Source organism: Glaciecola sp. KUL10, from assembly GCF_003203515.1.
In the GTDB taxonomy this organism is placed as follows: domain Bacteria; phylum Pseudomonadota; class Gammaproteobacteria; order Enterobacterales; family Alteromonadaceae; genus Glaciecola.
Window position 1 is genome coordinate 1 of record NZ_BGNG01000024.1, and the last position, 2,757, is coordinate 2,757.

Sequence of the window (2,757 nt, forward strand, 5' to 3'; positions counted from 1 at the left end):
GAGCCTATGAAAGTTTTGCTATATACAATGATACTTGCAGTACTGTTCAGTCTAGGAGCTAGTGCTTGCCCGGCGCCCCCTCCTGGCTATGGCTTATCACACTCTCAATTAATCGAGAATACTGCAACGATAGTATTGGCAAAAACCATCAAAGTAACTGATAAAGTTGTAGTATTTGAAGTCGTCGAAAATATAAAAGGCGAAAGTGAAAAGGAGTTTTTCTGGCGTCGTTCAAGAATACCTAAATCAGTTAAACATATTAGCACTGATTTTAATCGTCATTTTGAACCAGCTTTTTGGTCTGAATCGCTATTAGTCAGACGTTCACCAATTTCAAAAGGCGGAATTTGTAATATCGCATTCACCTACGAACTCGGGGAAATTTACTTAGTTTTTCGCGAGTCATGGGGGCATGCGCATTCAAATGAAATCATCAAATCAGAAGATGATAGGTGGTTGGGATTTGTGAAAGAGTCAGTTGCAAGCGACTCATAACAAGATGTTCAACAGAGATTATCATCTCATGTCATGCCGCTTGCATTCGCAACCGACACGCCATAATCTGATAACTCGTTAACATGGTGTTAGAGTTCAAGAGGATATATGGAATTAAAGGACTCCGAATTAAGGAAAGTGAAAATCATAATGCTAACTCTTATGAGCATGTGGTTACTTATAGATATTGCTTTAATCCTATACGAACGAGAGCCACAGTATATAATCCGGCTGTTTCTCACTTTAATACTGTTTTACTTTGTGTATGTAGGGAAAAATTGGGCAAGATTACTGCTTATTTCACTCTTTACAATTGGCGTAGTGCTTGCAGGCGTTATAGCAGTTTATCTGGCATTTACAAATATTGTTGTCGGCCTAGTTTTATTAGCTTTTACGTTATTCATTTCTATTTTGCCTGTTTATCTTGCATTTAATAAAAATGCTAAAGAGTACTTCAAAAAAACAGAGGTTGCAGAAGGTTGAACTCTAACAAGGCGCTAAACTCGTTCCCTTCGGTCACTGGGACACAAACGCAATGCGGCTTCGCCATTTTCGCATTGCATTTGTGCCCGTTAGCTTAGCGTTATGTTTTATCTGCACTTCGTAGTTAAATTAAGGAAAATTATGAAATATATTTTTGCATTATTGATTGTTCTAGCGCTTATGTCAGGTTGCAAATCCACTGAAAAACTTACTCCTTTATCCAAAATTCAACCTGGAGTAGCGAAGGAAGGCTCGCTAGCCAATGGCAAACTAATTTCAGATGCTAAAGCTGGGTTAGAGGACGTTTTTGGAGCAAAAATAAAAGATTCAGAACTGTTAAAATTTGTAATTCAGCAACCTGTCGGAGATGTTGGCTCTCGTTCGTGGCGCGAAATGTGGATTGTAAAAGGTTCAGGGGATACAACTCAATACATGATGACATTTACTGAATCTGGTTTGGGTGCGGCAGATTTTGAGATTAAACCAATTGAAAGTGCTAGAAATAGTAAAAATTGTCCGAGTAATATAGCTAAATTTCCACTTGGAGAAACAACATCGGAACGAGTTATTTCATGCATGGGAAAGCCTAAGCATGAAGATTACAATCCAGATGGGCGTTTTGTTTATTTATATGAAACCAAGGGAAGCACTATACTCACCTATCTTTTCGGCGAGGATAAAAAACTAATAAAAATAGTTGGTTATGAAAATTCTGGCGACTAAAACATAACAAACGATTGAAGACGGATAAAAACAAGAGCGGTTTTTACCGGTTAATCGGGTGTTAGGCACACATTTAAGCTATCGATGATTGAATTAATCGTTATCTCGGTATTCATCTACGTTATCTATTTTTGGGTTATTCCACGAATCAATAGTGATGAATTATGGTTGTCGAATAAAATTGGTTACGTGAAATTTCAAAACTTCCATTTGACGCTTGGGAGATTGAGTTATTTTGATTCATCTAAAAACCATGAAGATAAATTTGGCTTTCATCTCTCTACAACCAAGCCATGGGCGAGAGGACCTTTGGAGATAATGCTAACTTCTTCAATAAGCCGAGCAGAATTGGAAAAAGCAATTTTAGACATTGATAGTGAGCAATGTACAATATCATTTAAGAAGGCACAGTTTTTCTTTTCAGGTGAGAAATTAGTAAAAGCTAAAATAAAGAAGAACTTCTTTTTTACCACCATAAATTACAGGGATGCAAATGTTAAAGATACCTTTAGAAACGCTTTATTACAGCTCAAAGCGGAGAGTGCCTAACAAAAAATTAATGTCGCTGCGCTGTGACACAGCGCCTAGCGGCACTGCGCACCATAATTAGGCGTTAGGTATCTCAAATGAGTCTTCTACCTATGGCTGATGCGGTCAGTGATGTTAGCTTTGAGAAGAAAATTCGAAAGCTGATAGCAAAGCGACAACTCGTCGGTGCCGCCAATAATGTAAAATGGAATCGTCTCATTAGTTTGATGCGCCAAGAAGAATCTACTCCATGTTATCGAACTAAAATTGTGAGCGGTTATATGTCACATTGGGATAATGATTGGTACTACGGTCTTCCTTTTCCGATGCTGTCTGTAGAATGTTTAGACATCGAATATGAAATTTCCGTTTTATCTAACCGTAAGTTTACTGGTGAGACTATTAATTGTAAAAAATCGTTGATTAAATCGCTCGTAGAAATAGGATTTGAATTTGAAACAAAAAATAAATTTGTCAGGATGTTCGGTTATTTTCCAAAATGTTATGAGGGCTATTTTGAGACCGATA

The 2,757-nt window shown here is 37.4% G+C and carries 5 protein-coding genes; all 5 read left to right on the plus strand.

The window, feature by feature from the left end; genetic code table 11:
- On the plus strand, window positions 1-495 hold a 495-nt coding region (locus KUL10_RS18370; protein WP_233499887.1), incomplete at its 5' end, for a hypothetical protein.
- Window positions 496-603: 108 nt separating this feature from the next.
- Window positions 604-978, plus strand: coding sequence for a hypothetical protein (locus KUL10_RS18375; protein ID WP_110430421.1), 375 nt, complete (start codon window positions 604-606; stop codon window positions 976-978).
- Between the two features lie 141 nt (window positions 979-1,119).
- The gene (locus KUL10_RS18380; RefSeq protein WP_110430422.1) at window positions 1,120-1,701 is read left to right on the plus strand and encodes a hypothetical protein; all 582 of its coding nucleotides are present in this window, start codon (window positions 1,120-1,122) and stop codon (window positions 1,699-1,701) included.
- Between the two features lie 84 nt (window positions 1,702-1,785).
- Complete coding sequence (locus KUL10_RS18385) at window positions 1,786-2,250, plus strand: hypothetical protein (protein WP_110430423.1); 465 nt, start codon at window positions 1,786-1,788, stop codon at window positions 2,248-2,250.
- Window positions 2,251-2,327: 77 nt separating this feature from the next.
- The coding region (locus KUL10_RS18390; RefSeq protein WP_110430424.1) for a DUF6678 family protein at window positions 2,328-2,757 on the plus strand (430 nt) is incomplete at its 3' end.